The sequence below is a fragment of the Streptomyces sp. NPDC107654 genome (assembly GCF_055639035.1).
Window position 1 is genome coordinate 233,824 of sequence record NZ_JBVKBI010000010.1, and the last position, 18,425, is coordinate 252,248.

Annotated in this window: 17 protein-coding genes; 9 read left to right on the plus strand and 8 right to left on the minus strand. The window is 72.0% G+C overall.

The features are described from left to right. Positions 1-56 precede the first annotated feature (56 nt). From ACZ7N4_RS20210 to ACZ7N4_RS20240, 7 genes are all read left to right on the plus strand, one after another. Positions 57-1,346 carry a cytochrome P450 gene (locus tag ACZ7N4_RS20210; RefSeq protein ID WP_471359675.1) on the plus strand — a complete coding sequence of 430 codons (1,290 nt, stop codon included), beginning with the start codon at positions 57-59 and terminating at the stop codon, positions 1,344-1,346. A 286-nt stretch (positions 1,347-1,632) separates the two neighbouring features. Further along, positions 1,633-1,917, plus strand: a complete 285-nt coding sequence (locus ACZ7N4_RS20215) for a hypothetical protein (RefSeq protein WP_471359676.1) — start codon at positions 1,633-1,635, stop codon at positions 1,915-1,917. Positions 1,918-2,009: 92 nt separating this feature from the next. Next, positions 2,010-3,116, plus strand: coding sequence for a dual-specificity RNA methyltransferase RlmN (rlmN, locus tag ACZ7N4_RS20220; protein WP_471359677.1), 1,107 nt, complete (start codon positions 2,010-2,012; stop codon positions 3,114-3,116). A 200-nt stretch (positions 3,117-3,316) separates the two neighbouring features. Then, positions 3,317-4,390, plus strand: a complete 1,074-nt coding sequence (locus tag ACZ7N4_RS20225; protein WP_471359678.1) for a thiamine ABC transporter substrate-binding protein — start codon at positions 3,317-3,319, stop codon at positions 4,388-4,390. A gap of 44 nt (positions 4,391-4,434) precedes the next feature. Then, positions 4,435-6,036 (plus strand): ABC transporter permease, encoded by a 1,602-nt coding sequence (locus ACZ7N4_RS20230; RefSeq protein WP_471359679.1) that lies wholly within the window; start codon positions 4,435-4,437, stop codon positions 6,034-6,036. After that, positions 6,037-7,056 (plus strand): ABC transporter ATP-binding protein, encoded by a 1,020-nt coding sequence (locus ACZ7N4_RS20235; protein ID WP_471359680.1) that lies wholly within the window; start codon positions 6,037-6,039, stop codon positions 7,054-7,056. A 24-nt stretch (positions 7,057-7,080) separates the two neighbouring features. Continuing rightward, positions 7,081-7,878 carry a maleylpyruvate isomerase family mycothiol-dependent enzyme gene (locus ACZ7N4_RS20240; RefSeq protein ID WP_471359681.1) on the plus strand — a complete coding sequence of 266 codons (798 nt, stop codon included), beginning with the start codon at positions 7,081-7,083 and terminating at the stop codon, positions 7,876-7,878. Positions 7,879-7,976: 98 nt separating this feature from the next. Here the strand turns inward: ACZ7N4_RS20240 and ACZ7N4_RS20245 are convergent, their stop codons facing one another. The 7 genes from ACZ7N4_RS20245 to ACZ7N4_RS20275 all read right to left on the minus strand — a co-directional run bounded on the left by ACZ7N4_RS20245 (position 7,977) and on the right by ACZ7N4_RS20275 (position 14,557). Next, a complete protein-coding gene (locus tag ACZ7N4_RS20245; RefSeq protein ID WP_471359682.1) occupies positions 7,977-8,675 on the minus strand; it encodes an LAETG motif-containing sortase-dependent surface protein in 699 nt (232 codons plus the stop codon). Positions 8,676-8,840: 165 nt separating this feature from the next. Further along, positions 8,841-9,965 (minus strand): LOG family protein, encoded by a 1,125-nt coding sequence (locus ACZ7N4_RS20250; RefSeq protein ID WP_471359683.1) that lies wholly within the window; start codon positions 9,963-9,965, stop codon positions 8,841-8,843. A gap of 37 nt (positions 9,966-10,002) precedes the next feature. Continuing rightward, positions 10,003-10,410 carry a VOC family protein gene (locus tag ACZ7N4_RS20255; protein WP_471359684.1) on the minus strand — a complete coding sequence of 136 codons (408 nt, stop codon included), beginning with the start codon at positions 10,408-10,410 and terminating at the stop codon, positions 10,003-10,005. Between the two features lie 124 nt (positions 10,411-10,534). Continuing rightward, positions 10,535-11,740 carry a hypothetical protein gene (locus ACZ7N4_RS20260; RefSeq protein ID WP_471359685.1) on the minus strand — a complete coding sequence of 402 codons (1,206 nt, stop codon included), beginning with the start codon at positions 11,738-11,740 and terminating at the stop codon, positions 10,535-10,537. Then, positions 11,722-12,462, minus strand: coding sequence for an ABC transporter ATP-binding protein (locus ACZ7N4_RS20265; RefSeq protein ID WP_471359686.1), 741 nt, complete (start codon positions 12,460-12,462; stop codon positions 11,722-11,724). The genes ACZ7N4_RS20260 and ACZ7N4_RS20265 overlap by 19 nt, the downstream gene beginning before the upstream one ends. A 189-nt stretch (positions 12,463-12,651) precedes the next feature. Further along, the gene (locus ACZ7N4_RS20270) at positions 12,652-14,016 is read right to left on the minus strand and encodes an aspartate aminotransferase family protein (RefSeq protein ID WP_471359687.1); all 1,365 of its coding nucleotides are present in this window, start codon (positions 14,014-14,016) and stop codon (positions 12,652-12,654) included. Between the two features lie 19 nt (positions 14,017-14,035). Then, on the minus strand, positions 14,036-14,557 hold the full coding sequence (locus ACZ7N4_RS20275) for an Lrp/AsnC family transcriptional regulator (RefSeq protein WP_471359688.1): 522 nt from the start codon (positions 14,555-14,557) through the stop codon (positions 14,036-14,038). A gap of 169 nt (positions 14,558-14,726) precedes the next feature. Here ACZ7N4_RS20275 and ACZ7N4_RS20280 point away from each other — a divergent pair, with 169 nt between their 5' ends. Beyond that, the gene (locus tag ACZ7N4_RS20280) at positions 14,727-16,166 is read left to right on the plus strand and encodes a gamma-aminobutyraldehyde dehydrogenase (RefSeq protein ID WP_471359689.1); all 1,440 of its coding nucleotides are present in this window, start codon (positions 14,727-14,729) and stop codon (positions 16,164-16,166) included. A gap of 176 nt (positions 16,167-16,342) precedes the next feature. After that, positions 16,343-17,536: an ABC transporter substrate-binding protein gene (locus ACZ7N4_RS20285; RefSeq protein ID WP_471359690.1), complete on the plus strand. Its 1,194-nt coding sequence runs from the start codon at positions 16,343-16,345 to the stop codon at positions 17,534-17,536. Positions 17,537-17,548: 12 nt separating this feature from the next. On the opposite strand, the gene ACZ7N4_RS20290 is transcribed toward ACZ7N4_RS20285, so the two are convergent. Next, the gene (locus ACZ7N4_RS20290) at positions 17,549-18,418 is read right to left on the minus strand and encodes a carbohydrate ABC transporter permease (protein WP_471359691.1); all 870 of its coding nucleotides are present in this window, start codon (positions 18,416-18,418) and stop codon (positions 17,549-17,551) included. Between the last annotated feature and the right edge of the window lie 7 nt (positions 18,419-18,425).

The following is an 18,425-nucleotide window of genomic DNA, read 5'->3' on the forward strand; positions in this document are numbered from 1 at the left end:
GCCCACGGCGACGCGGCAGGCCGCCGCCCGGTGACGCAGCAGGGAGTGAGCCCGCGATGCCCCTCGACCCGGCCCCCGCCACCCCCGGCGCGAGCGCCACCCCCGCCCCGGCCTCCTCGGAGCCCGCCCCCGGCCCTGCCCTCGCCTCCCACCCGCCGGTGAGGTTCTGGCCCGTGGATGACCTGCCCGCGCTCGCCCCCGACCCCCTCCTGGACGAGCTGCTGCGCGAGGAGCCGGTCGCCCGGATCAGGCTGCCGTACGGCTCGGGGCACGCCTGGCTGGTCACCCGGTACGAGGACGTCCGCCTCGTCACCTCCGACCCGCGCTTCTCCCGGGAGCGGGTCGTCGGCCGCGACGTCACCACCATGCGCCCGGCGCCGGTGGCCTCCCAGACGGCGGGGCTGCAGTACATCGACCCGCCCCGGCACACCCGGCTGCGCCGGGTCGTCGCCCGTGCGTTCACCGGCGGCAGCATGCAGCGGCTGCGCCCGCTCGCGGAGCGCAGGGCCGCCGAACTGCTGGACGGGATGGAGCGCGCGGGCGCGCCCGCCGACCTCATGGAGCACCTGCACGGCCCGTTCCCGATCGCCCTGATCCGTGACTTCCTCGGCGTGGACGAGAAGGACTGGCACCGCTGGGCGGAGACGGGGGAGGCCCTGCTGTCCGCGGGCGCCGGCTCCGAGGAGCGTGCCCGGGAGGCCGCTCTGACCACCCGGGCCCGGATCACCGAACTGCTCCGGCAGCGTCATGCGGAACCCCGCGAGGACCTGGCCGGAGTGCTGGCGCAGGCCGCCGCAGCGGGCGAGATCACCGACGACGAGGCGGTCTCCCTCGCCATCGCCGTGCAGGTCAGCGGTGGTCACGCGGTCCGCAACAACAGTGGTTCGATGATGTACGCGCTGCTCACCCACCCCGCGCAGCTGGACCGGCTGCGCCGCGAACCGGAACTGCTGCCCCGGGCTGTGGAGGAACTGTTCCGCTACGTCCCGCACCGCAACGGCGTCGGCATCCCCCGGATCGCCACCGAGGACGTCGAGGTAGGCGGCCGGCTGATCCGCGCCGGTGACGTGGTCTACAACGCCTATCTCGCCGCCAACCGCGACCCCGGGGTCTTCCCCGACCCCGACGCCCTGGACTTCGACCGCCAGGGCGCCGCCCACGTCGCCTTCGGCCACGGACCGCACCACTGCCTGGCCGCCGTCATGGCCCGCATGGAGGCCGAGGTCATGATCGGTTCGGTCCTCGCCCGCTTCCCCGGCATCCGCCTGGCCGTGCCGCCCGAGCGGGTCGAGTTCCAGCGGCAGGGCCTGATCCGGGGACCGAGGACGCTGCCCGTGACGTGGTGAGCAGGCCCGTGGAACCGGACGGGAACCGGACGGAGCCGCGGAGCACCGGACGGCCGCCGCGTGCACGCGTGCAGCCGTTCCCTCCCCTTCCCCCGATTCCTGCCCCCGTCCCGGACATGCGGAACGGTGACGGTCACGCGTGCTTGGGCACCGGCTACCTCAGCACCGGCCATGTCTGCGACGTCACCCGGGGCGGCCGGCACGGCATCGCCTGAACCACGGCCAGGCCCCGCACGCCGGAGCGTCCGGCGGACCGGCGCGGCCTGCCGGATGAGAGCATCCCTGGATGGCCGGCGCACAGCTTCCCCCGGGGTGGACCCTTCAGCGAATCCGCGACGTGTCCGGGGACCCGGAGGCGGTCGCCCTGGATCCGGACCGGGCCGTGAAGTGGGTCGGCCCCACCGGAGAGCACGAGGTGCTTCAGCCGGCGATCGTTCTCGGGTTCCACGGCCTGTGCCTGGTGAAGTCCGTCCACGGCGACGACTGGTACATGGGCAGCCTGTACGACGACGGCAGCATCGACTGCTGGGCGGCCTACGGCGATCTGTACGAGGCGCTGCGCGGCCTGTAGGGCACGCTCGTGACCGTTCACCGACGCCGGTCACCGTCGCAGCGGGCCACGGCCGCAGGCCACCCAAGTGGATCTGCGACACTGGTAAGACCATGCCCAAGCCCGGAGAACTCACTTTCGTCGCGCCGCGCGGAGCCAAGAAGCCGCCGCGGCACCTCGCCGACCTCACGCCCGCCGAGCGCAAGGACGCGGTGGCCGAGACCGGTGAGAAGCCGTTCCGTGCCAAGCAGCTCTCGCAGCACTACTTCGCGCGGTACGCGCACGACCCGGAGCAGTGGACCGACATCCCCGCCGGTTCGCGCGCCAAGCTCCAGGACGCGCTGTTCCCGGAGCTGATGACCGTCGTCCGGCACCTGTCCACCGACCAGGGGACCACGCGCAAGACGCTGTGGCGGCTGTTCGACGGCACGCTGGTCGAGTCCGTGCTGATGCGGTACCCGGACCGGGTCACCATGTGCATCAGCTCGCAGGCCGGATGCGGCATGAACTGTCCGTTCTGCGCGACCGGGCAGGCGGGGCTGGACCGGAACCTGTCCACCGCCGAGATCGTCCACCAGATCGTGGACGGGATGCGGGCGCTGCGGGACGGAGAGGTGCCGGGCGGCCCCGCGCGGCTGTCCAACATCGTCTTCATGGGCATGGGCGAGCCGCTCGCCAACTACAAGCGCGTCGTGGGCGCCATCCGCGCGCTGACCGATCCGGCACCGGACGGGCTCGGGCTGTCGCAGCGCGGGATCACCGTCTCCACCGTCGGGCTGGTGCCGGCCATCCACCGGTTCGCCGACGAGGGCTTCAAGTGCCGGCTGGCGATCTCCCTGCACGCCCCCGACGACGAGCTGCGCGACACCCTCGTCCCCGTGAACACGCGGTGGAAGGTGCGCGAGGTGCTGGACGCCGGGTTCGAGTACGCCGAGAAGAGCGGCCGCCGGCTGTCCATCGAGTACGCGCTGATCCGGGACATCAACGACCAGGCGTGGCGCGGGGACCGGCTCGGGCGGCTGCTCAAGGGCAGGCCCGTGCACGTCAACCTCATCCCGCTGAACCCGACGCCGGGCTCGAAGTGGACCGCGTCGCGGCCGGAGGACGAGAAGGCGTTCGTGGAGGCCATCGCGGCCCACGGGGTGCCCGTGACCGTCCGGGACACCCGTGGTCAGGAGATCGACGGGGCCTGCGGTCAGCTCGCGGCCACCGAGCGGTAATCTGACCCCGTCCACACATCTTCATATTCCGACAGGGGAGCGCCACAGCGCTGAGAGTGCGGCACCCAGGCCGCAGACCCTCTGAACCTCGCCCAGGTCATTCTGGGTAGGAAGTTCGGTCACCACCTCAAGCTGTCGTGCCCTGCCCGGCTCCCGGGCGGGGCCGCGTTCTTCCTGGCCCACCCCCAGGAGGACATCCAGTGCACCGCAAGACCTTCGTGGCCGCGGCGGTCGGCCTCGGCCTCGTCACGCTGTCCGCGTGCGGGTCCACCGACGCCAAGGGCACCGCCGGCACCAAGACCGTGACCGTGGTCAGCCACGACTCGTGGGCCGTCTCCAAGGACGTGCTCAAGGCCTTCGAGAGGCAGTCCGGGTACAAGGTCAGGGTCCTCAAGGACGGCGACGCCGGGCAGGCCGTCAACAAGGCGATCCTGACCAAGGACAACCCGCAGGGCGACGTCCTCTTCGGCGTCGACAACACCCTGCTCTCCCGCGCCCTCGACAACGGCCTCTTCCAGCCGTACGAGGCGAAGGGGCTCGGCACCGTCGGCGCCGAGTACCAGCTCGACAAGGGCAGGCACCGGGTCACGCCCGTCGACCACGGCGACGTCTGCGTCAACTACGACAAGGCCTGGTTCGGCGAGCACAAGCTGACCCCGCCGAAGTCCTTCGCGGACCTCGCCAAGCCCGCGTACAAGAACCTCCTCGTCACCGAGAACGCGGCCACCTCCTCCCCGGGCCTCGGCTTCCTGCTGGGCAGCGCCGCGCGATTCGGCGACGACGGCTGGCAGGGCTACTGGAAGAAGCTGAAGGCCAACGGCGTCAAGGTCGTCGACGGCTGGGAGCAGGCCTACTACCAGGAGTTCTCCGGCTCGTCCGAGGGCAGGAAGGCGGGCGGCGACCGGCCGCTCGTCGTGTCGTACGCCTCCTCCCCGCCCGCCGAGGTGATCTACGCCGAGAAGCGGCCCGGCACCGCCCCGACCGGGGTGTCGTACGGCACCTGCTTCCGGCAGATCGAGTTCGCCGGGCTGCTCGACAACGCCCGCAACCCCAAGGGCGCCAAGGCGTTCATCGACTTCCTGCTCTCCAAGGAGTTCCAGCAGGACATGCCGCTGAACATGTTCGTCTACCCGGTCGTGAAGGGGGCCGCCGTCCCCGCCGACTTCACGAAGTACGGGGCGGCCGCCAAGGACCCCGAGACCATGGCCTCCGACAGGATCGCCGCCAACCGTGACCAGTGGGTCAAGTCGTGGACCTCGCTCGTACTGAGGTAGTCCCGCGGAGGGACCGCGCGGGAAGCGCGGCGCGGCTCGGGCTGATGGCCCTGCCCGTCGCGTTCTTCGCGCTGTTCTTCGCCTGGCCCGTGGCCGCCATCGTCACGCGTGGACTGCGGACGGACGGCACCTGGCGGTTCGGGAGGATCGCCGACGTCGTCACCCAGCCGGACCTCCGGCACGTGCTGTGGTTCACCACCTGGCAGGCGCTCGCCTCCACCGGGCTCACCCTGCTGCTGGCCCTGCCCGCCGCCTATGCCGTCGCCCGCCTCGACTTCCCGGGCCGGCAGCTGCTGCGGGCCGTCGTCACCGTGCCGTTCGTGCTGCCGACCGTCGTCGCCGGCAGCGCCTTCCTGGCCCTGGTCGGCCACCACGGGCTGCTCGACCAGCTGTGGGGGGTACGGCTGGACACCACGGTCTGGGCGATCCTGCTGGCCCACGTCTTCTTCAACTACGCGGTCGTCGTGCGCACGGTCGGCGGGCTGTGGGCCCAGCTCGACCCCCGGCAGGAGGAGGCCGCGCGGATGCTGGGCGCCTCGCCGCTCACGGCCTGGCGGAGGATCACCCTGCCCGCGCTCGCGCCCGCCGTGGCCGCCGCCGCCCTGATGGTGTTCCTGTTCACGTTCACCTCCTTCGGCGTGGTGCAGATCCTCGGCGGCCCTGCCTTCTCCACCCTCGAAGTGGAGATCTACCGGCAGACCTCCGAGGTCTTCGACCTGTCCACGGCCGCCGTCCTCACCCTCGTCCAGTTCGCGGCCGTCGGCGCGATCCTCGCCGTGCACGCCTGGACGGTACGGCGCAGGGAGACCGCCCTGCGGCTCGTGGACCCGCGGACCACCGCCCGGCGCCCGCGCGGCGCCGGCCAGTGGGCGCTGCTCGCCGGCGTCCTCGTCACCGTCGCCCTGCTGCTGGTCCTGCCGCTCGCCGTGCTCGTACGCCGCTCCCTCGACGCGCCCGGCCTCGGCTACTACCGGGCGCTGGCCGACACGGACGGCGGTACGTTCCTGGTGGCGCCCGTGCACGCGGTGTGGACCTCGCTGGAGTACGCCGTCGCCGCCACCGCCATCGCCGTCGTGATCGGTGGTCTCGCCGCCGCCGCGCTGGCCCGCCGGGACGCGGGGCGGCTGGTACGGGGCTTCGACGCGCTGCTGATGCTGCCGCTCGGCGTCTCCGCCGTCACCGTCGGCTTCGGCTTCCTGATCGCGCTCGACAAGCCGCCGCTGGACCTGCGCCAGTCCTGGATCCTGGTGCCGCTCGCCCAGGCGCTGGTCGGCGCCCCCTTCGTCGTACGGACCATGCTGCCCGTGCTGCGCGCGGTGGACGTCCGGCTCAGGGAAGCGGCGGCCGTGCTCGGCGCCTCGCCCTGGCGGGTGTGGCGGGAGGTGGACCTGCCGCTGGTGCGGCGGGCGCTGCTGGTCGCGGCCGGGTTCGCGTTCGCCGTGTCGCTCGGCGAGTTCGGGGCGACCGTGTTCATCGCCCGGCCCGACAACCCCACCCTGCCGGTCGCGGTGGCCCGGCTGCTGAGCCGGCCGGGTGACCTCAACTACGGCCAGGCGATGGCCCTCTCGACGATTCTGATGGTGGTGTGCGCCGCCGCGCTGCTCGTTCTCGAGCGGCTGCGCACCGACCGGACCGGGGAGTTCTAGATGCTGCTGAGCCTGGACGCCGCGACCGTGCGCTTCGGCGGGCGGGCCGTGCTCGACGCCGCCGGCCTCGACGTCGCCGAGCACGAGGTGGTGTGCGTCCTCGGGCCCAGCGGCAGCGGCAAGTCGACCCTGTTGCGGGCCGTGGCCGGGCTCCAGCCCCTGTCGGACGGTCGCGTGCTGCTCGACGGCCGCGACCAGGCGGGCGTACCCGCGCACCGGCGGGGCGTGGGGCTGATGTTCCAGGACCACCAGCTGTTCCCGCAGCGGGACGTCGGCGCGAACGTCGCCTTCGGGCTGCGCATGCACGGCGTCGCCAAGGGCGAACGGGACGCCGAGGTCGGCCGGTTGCTGGAGCTGGTCGGGCTGCCGGGGGCCGCCCGGCGGGCGGTGGCCTCGCTGTCCGGCGGCGAGCAGCAGCGCGTGGCCCTCGCCCGGGCGCTCGCCCCCCGGCCCCGGCTGCTCATGCTGGACGAGCCGCTCGGCCAGCTCGACCGTTCGCTCCGGGAGCGGCTGGTGGTCGAACTGCGGGAGCTGTTCGGCCGGCTGGGGACGACCGTGCTCGCCGTCACCCACGACCAGGGCGAGGCGTTCGCGCTGGCCGACCGGGTGGTGGTGATGCGGGACGGGCGGATCGCGCAGACCGGGACTCCGCTCGAGGTGTGGCAGCGGCCCGCCGACGCGTTCGTGGCCCGCTTCCTCGGCTTCGAGAACCTGGTCCCGGCGACCGTCGCCGGGGCGGCGGCCGACAGCGCCTGGGGCAAGCTGCCGGTGCCGGACGGCTCCGCGCAGGGCGAGCGCATGGTCCTCGTCCGCCCGGCCGGCGTCCGGCTGGTCCCGGCCGACCAGGGACTGCCCTGCACGGTCACCGCCCGCACCTTCAGGGGCACCCATGTGGCCCTCCACCTCCAGCCGGCGGATGGCCCGCGCCTGGAGGCGGCCTGCGCGCTGCGGGACGCGCCGGAACCCGGCACGCCGGTGGGTGTGGTGTTCGACGTGACCGAAACCCTCGTGCTGGACTGATCACCCCGCCCGTAGGGTGAGGTCATGTCTGTGCTCACGCATGACCGTTACTGCGACGAAATCGCCCATCAGGTACAGCAGTTGAGAGCCGTGGTGACCTCCGGCGCCGACCTGTCCGCGACCGTGCCGACCTGCCCCGACTGGTCGCTGGAAGACCTCGTGCGCCACATGGGGGGCGCCCTGCGCTGGGTGGATGCCCTGGTGCGCACCCGGGCCAGGGAGAACATCCCGCCGGAGCAGGTGCCGCAGGGCGCCGGTCCGCAGGAGCGCGGGGACGCGGCGGCCCTCGACAAGTGGCTCGCCGACGCCGGTGAGCTGGTCGTGGGCGCGCTGCGCGAGGCCGGTCCGGACACCGAGGTGTGGTCGTGGACCGGGATGCTGCACACCGGTTTCTGGGCCCGCCGGATGGCCTGCGAGATCACCGTGCACCGGGCCGACGCCGCGCTCGCCGCCGGGCAGCCCTACGAGGTGGCGCCGGACATCGCGGCGGACGCGCTGGACGAGTGGCTGCAGCTCGTGCAGTGGGTGCAGCGCAACATGCCCCAAGAGCCGGAGAGGGAGCTGCGCGGCCCGGAGCGCTCGATCCACCTGCACGCCACCGACACCGACCCCGGCCTGAACGCCGAGTGGACCGTCGAGCTGGGCGAGAAGGGCGTGAGCTGGCGGCGCGGGCACGAGAAGGCCACCGTCGCCCTGCGCGGCCCGCTCACCCCGCTGCTGCTCGCCTTCTACCGCCGGCTGCCGCTGGACGCGCCCGGCCTGGAGGTGCTCGGCGACCGTGAGGTGCTGGAGTTCTGGCTGGAGCGGTCCACGTTCGGCTGACGCACACCGGCCCGCCCTCCCGGTGGCGGGAGGGCGGGCCGGGTCACGCCACGACGGACGGCGCGGGCTCAGCCGGGACGGCACCCGCTCCCCGCGGTTCAGCCGTTGCGGCTCGCCCCCCGGCGGCGCATGCCGAACCAGACCGCGCCGCCGCCGACGACGACGAGGAGCGCCGCGATCCCGGCGACCAGACCGGTGTTGGAGCTCGCACCGGTCTCCGCGAGGTTGGAGTCACCGGCCGCCGGGGACGGCGCGTTCTCGGAGGTGCCGGCCGGGGCGGTGCTCGACTCCGAGGCCGACGGGGCCGGACCGGCCGGCTCGGCCGACGCGGACCTGGACGCGGACGGGGACGGGGACGCCGACGGGGTGGTGCTGGCCGAGGGCGTCGGGGTCGGGCTCTCGGTCTTGCACGCGGTGGACGGGGTCACCAGGCCCGGCTGGATGTCCTCGTCGACGGCCTGGCCGGCCTTGACATGGATCCGGTAGGTGGCGCTGGGCTTCCAGTCCTCCGCGAAGGTGATCCGGGCGCCCTCCTTCGACCCCTTGACCGGCTGCTCGCCGATCCTGGTCTCGACGCCGCCGGCGCCCTCGAGGAAGACGGTGACGGTGGCGTCCTTGGCGGAGGCGTCCCTGTCGGTGACGACGATGACGCCCTTGCCGCCGTCGCACTTGGCTTCGGCGGAGAAGTCCTTGATGTTGCACGCGAGAGCGGAGCCGGCCAGGCCCAGTACCAGCGCCGCCGATCCGGAGGCGACACCCAGCACGCGCACGGAACGGCGTACGCTACGGCGAGTCATGGACAACGTTTGTCCTTTACAGAGAGCAATTGCGGGGGGTGGCAGGGGAGTTGGGGCGTCGGATGAGGTGAGGCCCCTGTGTCCCCGGAGGCTCACAGGTTTATAAGCGCTCCGTAAGTAGTGTCAACGCGTCGGCCGTCAACGGCCGTTGACTTTGCCCGTTTATTAACCACCCAGACGTTTGATCGCCTCCGGCGCCTGCTCGATCCGGTCGACAAGGGCGATACGGGACTCCATCGCCCTTTCCCGGGCCAGCGATCGCAGCAGCGGCCAGGCGGGCAGCTCCCGCGTCCAGTGCCCGCTGTCCACCAGCACCATGGGGGTCGGCTCACCGCGCGACTCGTAGTAGTTGGGCGTCGCGTTGTCGAAGATCTCCTGTACGGTCCCGGCGGCGCCCGGCAGGAACACCACCCCGGCGGTGGAGCGGGCCAGCAGGCCGTCCTCGCGGGTGGCGTTGGCGAAGTACTTGGCGAGGTGCGCGGCGAAGGCGTTCGGCGGCTCGTGACCGTAGAACCAGGTGGGGATGCCCACCGACTCCCCGCCGCCCGGCCAGCGTTCGCGCACCTCGAACGCGGCGCGCGCCCAGTCGGTGACCGACGGCCGGAACGAGGGCGCCTTGGCGAGCAGCCGGAGCGCGTCGTCCAGCATGCCATCGGCGAACGGGGCCGCGTACGCGCCGAGGTTGGCCGCCTCCATCGCGCCCGGTCCGCCGCCGGTGGCGACCGTGAACCCGGCGCGGGCCAGCGCGCGGCCGAGCCGGGCGGCACCGGCGTACGCGTCGGTTCCCCGCGCCATCGCGTGGCCGCCCATGACCCCCACCACCCGCGCGCCGGCGAGGAGTTCGTCGAGGGCGTCGGAGATGGCGTCGTCGTGGACCGCGCGGAGCATCGAGGCGAAGACGTCACCGTCGGCCTTCGTCCGCTGGAACCAGGCGTAGGCCCGCGCGTCCGGCGTCGCCTCGTACCCCTCCTCCAGCGACTCGAACAACTCGTCGGGCGTGTAGGCGAAGGCGCGGTACGGGTCGAACGGGAGCCCCGGTACGGGCGGGAACAGCAGGGCTCCCGCGGCCCCGACGCGGGTGGCGGCCTCGGGGGCCATCGGGCAGCCGAGGAACACGGCACCCGTGATGTCGAGGCGGAGCAGGACGTCGGTACGGCCGGTCAGGTCGACGGCCTGGACCCTGAATCGGGCGAGGGAGCCGTGCTCGGCGACCACCGCGTCGAACTCGGCGAGGGACTCGATCTCGCGGTCGTGGGCGGCACGGGGCGGCTGGGCGGGTGTCGGTTGCACCCGCCCATGCTGGCACGGATGTTCGGGCCGTGGGGGGTCAGCCCTGGATCGCGGCCGGGTCCATCCACGTGACCTCCCAGGTGTGGCCGTCGAGGTCGTCGAAGGCACGGCCGTACATGAAGCCGTGGTCCTGGGTCTCGCCGCTCGCCGTGCCGCCCGCCGCGATGGCCTTGTCGACCAGCTCGTCCACCTTCTCGCGGCTCTCGGCGCTCAGACAGATCAGCACCTCGCTGGTCGTCGTCGCGTCGGCGATCTCCTTCTTGGTGAAGGTCGCGTAGAACGGCCTGGTCAGCAGCATCACGAAGATGGTGTCGCTGATCACCACCGAGGCCGCCTTCTCGTCGCTGAACTGCGGGTTGATCGTGTAGCCGAGCTCGGTGAAGAACTTCTTCGAGGCGTCCAGGTCGTTCACGGGCAGGTTCACGAAGATCATCTGCTGGTACATGCGGGCTTCTCCCGGGGTCGTGCGCGGTCCGTCCGTCGCGTTCGAAGGGGTGGACCGGGGGGCCGCCCCGAACTCATCGGCGATCACCGCACCTTTTTCCGCGGGCCGGCCGGGCGGGCGGCCGTCAGCGGGTCAGGGGAAGGGCCGACAGCGCGGCGATCACCAGCGTGAGCGGGGCGAACAGGGCCAGCAGGGCGGCCGCGCGGAGGGCGGCGGCCACGCGGAGCGTGCCCGCGGGCGCGCCCAGGCGGAGCAGCGCGGCGGTGGTGCCGGCACGGCACTGGCGGGTCTCCACGGCCGTGGTGAGGAGGGTGGCGACCGTGGACCCGGCGACGACGAGCGCGCCGAGGGCGGACAGCGGGCCGAAGGCGGCGTCCGGGCCGTCGTACAGGGTGGTCATGGCGTAGCCGGCGGACGCCACCGCGGACACCACGCCGAGCGGACGCCCGATCCGGGCGGCCTCCGTCATCAGCACCCGGCCGGCGAGCAGCCTCAGCGCACCCGGCCGGCGGACCTGGAGCAGCCGGCCGCACAGGTGGGTGAGGCCTGGGGAGGCCACGACGAGACCGGTGGCGGTGAGCAGCCAGCCGAGGAGCACGGCGAGGGAGGGCGCGGGGGCGGAGCGGCCGGCGTAGGCGTGGGCGGTGAGGCCGGCGGCGACGAGGGCCACGCCCCAGGGGAGGCCGACGGGGGTGCGGAGACCGGTGTCCGGTGCCGGAGGCCGGCGGCCGGGTTCGCCGCCCGGTGCCGTCTCGTCGCCGTCCGCACCGGCGGTGGCGCTCTCCGCGGGGAGGGGTTCCGCCGCGGGTCGCGGCCGCGGGTCCTTCGGGCGGAGTGCCACGGCCACCGTGGTGGTCGCCGTGGCCGGCAGGACGGCCAGGAGGGTGGCCGTGGCCGGGACCGGGAGGGGGACGCCCGCGGCCAGGACGCCGGCCGCCGCGCCGTCGAACGGCATGCCGGTGAGGTCTCCGCGCAGGTGGAGGAAGAAGAGGAGCGCCAGTGCCGAGCCCAGGGCGCAGGACAGGGCCGTGGTGAGGGCGGAGATCGCCATGAGGCGGGCCGGGCCTAGGCCCACCGCGGACAGGCCGGGGCGCGGCCGGGTGCCCGGGTCGGTGCGGGCCACGGCGAGCGCGAGGTACACCGTGGCGGCCAGAGGCAGCGCGCACCAGGCCAGGCGCAGCGCGGCGGCGTCCGCGGCCTCGGGGTGGTTCAGGGCGTGGGCGAGGCAGGACAGCAGCAGGAAGCCGGTGCCCGCCGAGGCCGCGGCCACCAGCAGGCGGCGCAGCTGGACGGCGGGCCGGGCGGCACGGGTCAGGCGGAGAGCGAGCACGCGGCCCGGCCTTCCGCGTCGGGGCTGTCCGGCAGGTGCACGGTGTGCACCCGGCGCCCGTCCAGCAGGGCCACCGTGCGGTCGGCGAGGGCGGCGGTGTCGGGGTCGTGCGTGGCGAGCACGACGGTGATGCCGTGCGAGCGGGCCGCCGCGGTGAGGGTGCGCAGCGCATGGGCGCGGTCCGCGCGGTGCAGGGATGCCGTGGGCTCGTCGGCGAAGAGGATCGCGGGTGCCGGGGCGAGCGCGCGGGCGATGGCGACGCGCTGGCGCTCGGCCTGCTGCAGTGCGTGCGGGCGGCTGCGGGCCAGGTCGCCGACATCCAGCCGCTCCAGCCACTCCAGCGCGGCCGCCTTGGCCCGGCGCCGGCCGGTGCCGCGCAGCATCAGCGGGAGCGCGGCGTTCTCCCACACGTTCAGCTCGGGGACCAGGAGCGGCTCGGGGTCGATCCAGCCGAAGCGGTCCCGGCGCAGCCGCTCGCGGGCCATCGGGCCGAGGGTGTGCACGGGGGAGCTGTTGAACCAGACCTCCCCGCTGTCCACCGGCACCTGGCCGGACAGACAGCGCAGCAGGGTCGTCTTGCCGCTGCCGCGCGGGCCGCTGACGGCGAGGATCTCGCCCTCCCGGACACCGAGCGAGACCCCGGTGAGTCCGGGGGAGCCGTCACGGTGCCTGAAGTGCAGGGAGCGTGCCCAGAGCACGTCGTTGTCCGGCGGGGCCTCCATGGGCGTACACCTCGGTTCTGATCCGTTTTCCCGTGTCCGTTCCCCCGTCCGGGGGAACGAAAGCCGGGCCGGTCGGTCACTGGAACGCTAGGCAGCCGGTGCGGGGAGGCCGGACAGCACACGGCCCCGGGCCCCCGTTCTCACTCGAACGGAGGGCGCCGGGGCCGGGCCGGTCATCCGGGCGGATGATCAGAGCTTCGTCCACGCCTCGGTGAGGGTGGCGCGCAGGATCTGCTCGATCTCGTCGAAGGTCTCCTGGTTGGAGATCAGCGGCGGGGCGAGCTGGATCACCGGGTCGCCGCGGTCGTCGGCACGGCAGTACAGGCCGTTGTCGAAGAGGGCCTTGGAGAGGAAGCCGTACAGGACGCGCTCGGTCTCCTCGTCGTTGAAGGACTCCTTGGTGTGCTTGTCCTTCACCAGCTCGATGCCGTAGAAGAAGCCGTTGCCGCGTACGTCGCCGACGATCGGCAGGTCGTGCAGCTTCTGCAGCGTCTGCAGGAAGGCGCCCTCGTTGTCCAGCACGTGCTGGGTGAGGTTCTCGCGCTCGAACAGGTCGAGGTTGGCGAGGCCCACCGCGGCCGACACGGGGTGGCCGCCGAAGGTGTAGCCGTGCAGGAAGGTGTTGTCGCCCTTGTAGAACGGCTCGGCGATCCGGTCGGAGACGATGCACGCGCCGATCGGGGAGTAGCCCGAGGTCATGCCCTTGGCGCAGGTGATCATGTCCGGGACGTAGCCGAACTTGTCGCAGGCGAACATCGTGCCGAGGCGGCCGAAGGCGCAGATGACCTCGTCCGACACGAGCAGTACGTCGTACTGGTCGCAGATCTCGCGCACGCGCTGGAAGTAGCCGGGCGGCGGCGGGAAGCAGCCGCCGGCGTTCTGCACCGGCTCCAGGAAGACCGCGGCGACGGTCTCCGGGCCCTCGAAGAGGATCTGCTGCTCGATCTGGTCGGCGGCCCAGCGGCCGAAGGCCTCCGGGTCGTCGCCGTGGATCGGGGCGCGGTAGATGTTGGTGTTCGGCACCTTGTGCGCGCCTGGCACCAGCGGCTCGAAGGGCGCCTTCAGCGCCGGCAGGCCGGTGATCGACAGGGCGCCCTGCGGGGTGCCGTGGTAGGCGACCGCGCGGGAGATGACCTTGTACTTGGTCGGCTTGCCCTGGAGCTTGAAGTACTGCTTGGCGAGCTTCCAGGCGGTCTCGACGGCCTCGCCGCCGCCGGTGGTGAAGAAGACCTTGTTCAGGTCGCCCGGGGCGTGGTCGGCGAGGCGCTCGGCCAGCTCGACGGCCTTGGGGTGGGCGTACGACCAGACGGGGAAGAAGGCCAGTTCCTGGGCCTGCTTGAACGCGGTCTCGGCGAGTTCCGTGCGGCCGTGACCGGCCTGGACCACGAACAGACCCGCGAGACCGTCGAGGTAGCGCTTGCCCTTGTCGTCGTAGATGTAGGTGCCCTCACCCCGGACGATGGTCGGGACGGGGGAGTTCTCGTACGAGGACATGCGGGTGAAGTGCATCCACAGGTGGTCGTACGCGGTGCGGCTGAGGTCCTTGGTGCTCACGGTTATCGGGTCCTCACGGTTATCGGGTTCCCCACATGTAGGTCTGCTTCTTCAGCTTCAGGTAGACGAAGCTTTCGGTGGAGCGCACTCCGGGCAGGCACCGGATGCGTTTGTTGATGACGTCCAGCAGGTGGTCGTCGTCCTCGCAGACGATCTCCGCGAGGATGTCGAACGAGCCCGCGGTCATCACCACGTACTCGACTTCCGACATGTCGGTGAGCGCGTCCGCGATCGACTCGACATCGCCCTCGACGTGGATGCCGACCATCGCCTGCCGGCGGAAGCCCACGGTGAGCGGGTCCGTGACGGCGACGATCTGCATCACGCCCTGGTCCAGCAGCTTCTGCACGCGCTGGCGCACGGCCGCCTCGGACAGGCCCACGGCCTTGCCGATCGCCGCGTACGGCCGGCGGCCGTCCTCCTGGAGCTGCTGGATGATGGCGAGGGAGACGGCGTCCTGCTGGGGACTGTTGCCGTTCCTGGACTCGCGGGACGAGTCCCTCTGGTCTGCGCTTCGACTGGCCACGACCTCACTGTGCACGACGTCTCGATAGTTTCGCAAGGCCCAGGCGATGAAATTCGTTGTTTCCGAGACCAGACCTTGCGGATTTCGCAGATGTGACGGCGACAGGGGTGTTGAAAACGTCGGTTCGGCGACTAGGGTGGGTGTCTCGAAGAACGGACAGTGTGAACAGATCAGGAGGCCGGCAGTGAGCACCGAGCTGCGTCGTCTGCGCAACTACATCGACGGTGAGTTCCGGGACGCCGCCGACGGACGGACCACCGAGGTGGTCAACCCCGCGACCGGCGAGGCGTACGCCACCGCGCCGCTGTCGGGGCAGGCGGACGTGGACGCCGCCATGGAGGCCGCCGCCCGCGCGTTCCCGGGCTGGCGCGACACCACGCCGGCCGAGCGGCAGAAGGCCCTCCTGAAGATCGCCGACGCCTTCGAGGAGCGGGCCGAGGAGCTGATCGCGGCCGAGGTGGAGAACACCGGCAAGCCGGTCGGGCTCACCCGCTCCGAGGAGATCCCGCCGATGGTCGACCAGATCCGCTTCTTCGCGGGCGCGGCACGGCTGCTGGAGGGCCGCTCGGCCGGCGAGTACATGGACGGGATGACCTCGATCATCCGCCGTGAGCCGGTCGGCGTCTGCGCCCAGGTCGCCCCGTGGAACTACCCGATGATGATGGCCGTGTGGAAGTTCGCCCCGGCCATCGCCGCGGGCAACACGGTCGTCCTGAAGCCCTCGGACACCACCCCGGCCTCCACCGTCCTCATGGCCGACATCATCGGCTCGGTCCTGCCCAAGGGCGTCTTCAACGTCATCTGCGGCGACCGCGAGACCGGCCGCATGATGGTCGAGCACGACACCCCGGCGATGGCCTCCATCACCGGCTCCGTGCGCGCCGGCATGTCCGTCGCCGAGTCCGCCGCCAAGGACGTCAAGCGGGTCCACCTGGAGCTGGGCGGCAAGGCCCCGGTCGTCGTCTTCGAGGACACCGACATCGCCAAGGCCGTCGAGGACATCTCCGTGGCGGGCTTCTTCAACGCCGGCCAGGACTGTACGGCCGCCACCCGCGTCCTCGTCCACGAGTCCATCCACGACGAGTTCGTGGCCGCGCTCGCCAAGGCCGCGTCCGAGACGAAGACGGGGCAGCCGGACGACGAGGACGTGCTCTTCGGCCCGCTCAACAACCCCAACCAGCTCAAGCAGGTCGCCGGCTTCATCGAGCGCCTGCCGGCCCACGCCAAGGTCGAGGCGGGCGGCCAGCAGGTTGGCGACAAGGGCTACTTCTACGCCCCGACCGTCGTCTCCGGCCTGAAGCAGGACGACGAGATCGTGCAGAACGAGGTCTTCGGCCCGGTCATCACCGTCCAGTCCTTCACCGACGAGGAGCAGGCCGTCGAGTACGCCAACGGCGTCGAGTACGCCCTGGCCTCCTCGGTGTGGACCAAGGACCACGCCCGCGCGATGCGCATGTCCAAGAAGCTCGACTTCGGCTGCGTGTGGATCAACACGCACATCCCGCTCGTCGCGGAGATGCCGCACGGCGGCTTCAAGAAGTCCGGCTACGGCAAGGACCTGTCGGCGTACGGCTTCGAGGACTACACGCGGATCAAGCACGTGATGACGTCGCTGGACGCGTAAGCACCGGGAACAGCCGCGCGGCCCCGGACGGGTTCACCTCTCCGTCCGGGGCCGCGCCGCGCCATGGGCCCGCCCCGCGACCGGACCCGCTTGATCGACAAGGTGTCGGGCGGGCGGCGGGGCGCTCGACGCAGCGTCGATTGTCCCCACGCGCGGCGGACCGGCATGCTTTCGGGGTGCCCCGGACTTCCACTCGTACCTCCGCGCCGTCCCGCCGTTCCCTCCTCGCCGCCCTCGGCGGCACCGCCGCGCTCGGTGCCCTGGCCGGATGCGGGGTGCCCGCCGCCTACGTCCGCCCGGGGGACCGGGCCGCGGCCGACGAGTCAGCGGCCGACAAGAAGCTGACCTGGGCGAACTGGCCGCTGTACATCGACACCGACGACCACGACCCCGACCGGCGGCCCACCCTGCGGGCGTTCGAGAAGCGCACCGGGATCTCCGTGGACTACGTCGAGGAGATCAACGACAACGACGAGTTCTTCGGCAAGATCAGCCCCGCGCTGATGAACCACCAGTCCACCGGCCGCGACCTGATCGTCATCAGCGACTGGATGTGCGCCCGGTACGTCCGGCTGGGCTGGGTGCAGGAGATGGACCGCGCCCGCCAGCCGAACGTGGCGCACCACCTCGACCCGCTGCTGCGCTCGCCCGCCTTCGACCCGGGCCGCCGCTTCACCGTGCCCTGGCAGTCCGGCATCACCGGCATCGCCTACAACCACCGCAGGCTCGGCCGCGAGATCCGCGCCGTCTCCGACCTGTGGGCGCAGGACCTCAAGGGCCGCGTGACCCTGCTGTCCGGCCTGGACGAATCGTTCGCGCTGCTCATGCAGGGCAACGGCGTGGACGTCACCCGGTGGACCGCCGACGACTTCCACCGGGTGTGCGACCAGGTCGAGCGGGAGGTCCACCGCGGCCAGATCCGCCGCTTCACCGGCAACGACTACACCAAGGACCTGGTCAGCGGGGACGTGCTGGCCTGCCAGGCGTACTCCGGCGACGTCATCCAGCTCCAGGCGGACAACCCCGACATCCGCTTCGTCGTGCCCGAGGAGGGCGCCGAGCTGTGGTCGGACTCCCTGATGATCCCCGACCGGGCCCGCCACAAGGCCAACGCCGAGCGGCTCGTCGACCACTACTACGAGCCGGAGGTCGCCGCGCGGCTCGCCGCCTGGGTGAACTACGTCTGCCCGGTGCCGGCGGCCCGGGAGGTCCTCGCCCGTGCCCGGGACAGGGACACCGCGGCCCTCGCCGACAACCCCCTGGTCTTCCCCGACGGCACGATGCGCGAGCGGCTCGCCGTCGCCCGCGACATCACCTCCACGGAACGGACGGAGTTCGCCCGGCGCTGGAACAGGATCGCGGGCCTGTGACCCCCTTGGGACTCACTTGAGGCCGCTGAGCATGACCCCCCGGATGTAGTGCTTCTGCAGCAGCAGGAAGAGGACCAGGACCGGCAGGACGCTCAGGACCAGGCCGGCCATGACGATCGGCATCGTGCGGGCCGGGTCGACGTGGTCCTGCAGGAGCTGGATGCCGACGGGCAGGGTCATCACGTCCGGGTGGGCGGTCGAGACGAGCAGCGCCCAGATGTACTCGTTCCAGGAGTCCACGAAGGTCAGCAGCCCGAGCGTCACCAGCACCGGCTTGGTCTGCGGCACCACGATCCGCCACCACACGGCGAACTCCCCGGCCCCGTCGATGCGCGCGGCCTCCAGGACCTCGTCCGGGATCGCGACCATGAACTGGCGCATCAGGAAGATCCCGAAGCCGTTGACGAGGAACGGCATGGCGAGCGCGACGATGCTGACGGTCAGCCCCGCACCGCCCCGCCCGAACAGGTCGTTGCCGCCCGCCAGCGGCCAGTGCACCAGGATCAGGAAGCGGGGGACGAAGAACAGGAACGGCGGGAACATCATCGTCGCCAGCACCAGGCGGAAGACCAGGTCCCGGCCGGGGAAGCGCAGTTTGGCGAGGGCGTAACCGGCGAGCGAGGAGGTGAACAGCACCGATCCGGTGATGACCGCGGTGGCGACGACACTGTTGCGGAAGAGCATCGGCAAGTCCAACTGGTCCATGGCGGCCCGGTAGTTGGACAGGTCGAACGCCTTCGGCAGGAACCGGTACGGCAGCGTGCCGGCCTCACCGGGCCCCTTGAAGGACGTCATCACCATGTCGAGGAACGGCACCACCGTCAGCACGGCGCCGATGACGACCACCAGGTACGACAGCCACGGGAAACGGCGACCGGTCACGAGTCCT

What these genes read in the sequence shown, in the direction of transcription:
- ACZ7N4_RS20210 (WP_471359675.1), top strand. Translation starts at nt 57, where the DNA reads ATGCCCCTCGACCCGGCCCCCGCCACCCCCGGCGCGAGCGCCACCCCC.
- ACZ7N4_RS20255 (WP_471359684.1), bottom strand. Translation starts at nt 10,410, where the DNA reads ATGTACCAGCAGATGATCTTCGTGAACCTGCCCGTGAACGACCTGGAC.
- rlmN (WP_471359677.1), top strand. Translation starts at nt 2,010, where the DNA reads ATGCCCAAGCCCGGAGAACTCACTTTCGTCGCGCCGCGCGGAGCCAAG.
- ACZ7N4_RS20240 (WP_471359681.1), top strand. Translation starts at nt 7,081, where the DNA reads ATGTCTGTGCTCACGCATGACCGTTACTGCGACGAAATCGCCCATCAG.
- ACZ7N4_RS20235 (WP_471359680.1), top strand. Translation starts at nt 6,037, where the DNA reads ATGCTGCTGAGCCTGGACGCCGCGACCGTGCGCTTCGGCGGGCGGGCC.
- ACZ7N4_RS20230 (WP_471359679.1), top strand. Translation starts at nt 4,435, where the DNA reads ATGGCCCTGCCCGTCGCGTTCTTCGCGCTGTTCTTCGCCTGGCCCGTG.
- ACZ7N4_RS20265 (WP_471359686.1), bottom strand. Translation starts at nt 12,462, where the DNA reads ATGGAGGCCCCGCCGGACAACGACGTGCTCTGGGCACGCTCCCTGCAC.
- ACZ7N4_RS20215 (WP_471359676.1), top strand. Translation starts at nt 1,633, where the DNA reads ATGGCCGGCGCACAGCTTCCCCCGGGGTGGACCCTTCAGCGAATCCGC.
- ACZ7N4_RS20245 (WP_471359682.1), bottom strand. Translation starts at nt 8,675, where the DNA reads ATGACTCGCCGTAGCGTACGCCGTTCCGTGCGCGTGCTGGGTGTCGCC.